This window comes from Tateyamaria sp. syn59 (genome assembly GCF_007995245.1).
Classification (GTDB): Bacteria; Pseudomonadota; Alphaproteobacteria; order Rhodobacterales; family Rhodobacteraceae; genus Tateyamaria.
In genome coordinates this window covers 1-2,570 of the sequence record NZ_VCBA01000041.1, presented here as the reverse complement: position 1 = coordinate 2,570, position 2,570 = coordinate 1, and the positions used below count along the sequence as shown (strand labels likewise).

General features: G+C 63.1%; 3 protein-coding genes. All 3 read right to left on the bottom strand.

Annotated elements, in window-relative coordinates; translation table 11 throughout:
- Positions 1-925: AI-2E family transporter (locus FD715_RS22175; protein ID WP_147115398.1), on the bottom strand; the 925-nt coding region annotated here is incomplete at its 3' end.
- Between the two features lie 56 nt (positions 926-981).
- Positions 982-1,947, bottom strand: a complete 966-nt coding sequence (locus tag FD715_RS22170; protein ID WP_189799615.1) for a YihY/virulence factor BrkB family protein — start codon at positions 1,945-1,947, stop codon at positions 982-984.
- A gap of 320 nt (positions 1,948-2,267) precedes the next feature.
- On the bottom strand, positions 2,268-2,570 hold a 303-nt coding region (locus FD715_RS22675), incomplete at its 5' end, for a hypothetical protein (protein ID WP_223275052.1).

Below are 2,570 nucleotides of genomic sequence, written 5' to 3'. Positions count from 1 at the left end.
CGAATGCGTAGAGCACAGGGAGGATTCCCGCGATCAGCGAGCCGAGGGTCGGGATGAAATTAAGGGCAAAAGCCAGAAGCGCCCAAACGAGCAGCAGATCGACGCCGAATACCCAGAGCCAGGCGACATAAATAACCGCGGTCATCACGCCGAGAATAGTCCGAGCCCAAAGATAATCCCGCAACCGATCCGCAATGATGTCAGTTGCTTCCACCACGTTTTTTCTGGTGGATCTACTAAAGATAGCAGCAATTTTCTTTCGCCAACGCGGGCCTTCCACCAACATCATCAGGGTCAGAAAGAAAATGAGCACTGCGGCAGCCAAGGCAGTCCCGGTGGCGCTGAGAACTGCCGTTGCGTAACCAGACGCCCATTCAGCAATGCGGCCGGCAAGTGAGCTGCCTGCTGTGTCGAGGAGGGAGCTAAGACGGGACAAGGTACTGCTGCCGTCGGGCGCGGTCGCATCGTCTGGGGAGTCGGTCGCCGCAGCTTGCCCATCGACGGCCTTACTGGCATCTGGCGATGACGAGTTGTTAGGCTGATCCGGTGCAATAAGAGCCTCAAGACTGAACGAGGGCAGCAGCGTGCTCTCTTCGCCAGACCCCAGGGGGAAGCGCTCAACAACTTGCTGCGCTGCAATTCCGATACAGGCGAGGAAGCCCAAGAGCGCCAAGAAGATCGTTCCCATTGCTGCCACGTGGCCAAGCCACGGGAACTTTCTCGGCGCACGTTTGCCCCCCCAACGATCCAATGGAGCAACAAGAAGAGCAAGAAAGACTGAGAAGATAACAGGCACCACGACCGGCGCTATAGCTCGAAGTGTCCAACCCACGAGAATGATGGCCATGACTGCCACGCATCCCAGCAGCATGGTGCGCCAACGAGCCATGCCTGTTGTCTCAGCGGAATAGGTGGGCTCCTCCATTGCTCCTCCCGGTTCAGGATCGACTACTGCGGCAGCGTAGTCGGTGTGTTGCGGGTCTACGGCCGTCGGCCGAGCGTATCGGCCATCTCCGCGTTGCGCTCTCCCATCGGTCTGACGCGCCCCCGCGTGGTGTCCCGACGCGACTGATGCTCCATCTCGGCATTCAGCAGGGCGCCGAGCAGCACCACGAATGCCGTCATCCAAATGTAGAGAAGCAGGATCACCACCCCGGCGAGCGCACCGTAGGTCGGCTGGTAGCTGCCGAAATTGCGCACGAAGAGCGCGAAGAGCACCGAGCTGCCCAGCCAAAGCGTCGTAGCGATGACCGCGCCCGGCGTGACCCAGCTCCATCGCGGGGGCCTTCGCGCCGGTGCGTAACGATAGAGCAGCCCAAGCGCTGCCATCGACAGCAGCCCCAGCACCAGCCAGCGGCCCACGCTGACGAGGGTGTCGGTCCAGCCCTCGAGGCCCAACGCCTCAACGGCTGGTGGCGCCGCCACCGCAAGTGCCAGGGCGGCAAGTGCCATCGCCGTCAGTACCGCCGTCAGTCCCAGCGATACGAGGTTGCGCATGATGATGTTGCGCGACTCGTCCTCCGCATGCGCCATGTTGATGCCGCTGACAAGGTTGTCGATCCCACGCGAAGCCCAGAACAACGACAGCATCAGGCTGATAGCCGCTGTGGCCGTCGCCTGCCCCGGGGCTTGGCTCACGAGCTCAACCGCCTGATCCCGTACCACCCCGAGCGGCTCGGCCGGGGCCAGCCCGTCCAGGGTATCGAGCTGGTCGATGACGAGTTCGGGGTCGAAGAAGAGCCCGGCCAGCGACACCAGCATCGCGATCGCCGGGAACAGCGCCAGCATGCCGAAGAAGGCGACCCCCGCCGCGACCAACGGGATGAGTTCCCATCCGATCCGCCCGCTGACGCGCCACCAGATGTCGCGCCAGCCTACCGGTTGGATCTGATCCGGCCGCCACGCCTCGCGCCCACGACCGCGTTCCTGCCCTGCTTCTTCGGGCATCTCTGGCGCAGTCGGCACGTCGCCCTCTGAATGCGGGTTCGCCTCTACGCCGGGCCCGGGTCCTTCGCGACGTCGCTTTTGCATGCCATCCGCCCTCTTCAGTGACGCCGAGTTGGCGACTCATGCATTGGGAAGCGCAATGATACTTGTTTGGTCCTTCGCATGTCACTCTCTGCCGCCAAACGGGCAATGCGTCGGCCGGTAAGCCCAAGTCGAACTCTCTGGACTGTGGCAAGCCCCTCAGCGGAGAACCGTCGGACGAGGGCGGCTCAAGCTTACAGGCGCCACGGCAGTGACCGCGGCGCCGCGTCGCGGCCCTCTCATTTGCCGCTGGACGAGCCGTCGCTATTGGATGAGCCGCTGTCGCTCGAATTGTCGGTCGAACTGTCCTCGCTGCTCCCCGATGCCTCGGAGTCCCCGGTCGCCGCCTTGCGGCACTCGATGTACTCGTCCTGGCTGACCATGCCATCACCGTCGAGATCCATCTCGGCGAACTCGGTCCGGCTCTGCTCCTCCTGGTCGCCATCAGTGACGGGGCTGTAATCCGAGGTGCAGAAGGAGTTGTCCGTATAGACGTTGGTCGTGACGTCGCTCTGCGCCAGGGCCATGCCCGAGCCGAGAAC

What these genes read in the sequence shown, in the direction of transcription:
- FD715_RS22170 (WP_189799615.1), bottom strand. Translation starts at nt 1,947, where the DNA reads ATGCCCGAAGAAGCAGGGCAGGAACGCGGTCGTGGGCGCGAGGCGTGG.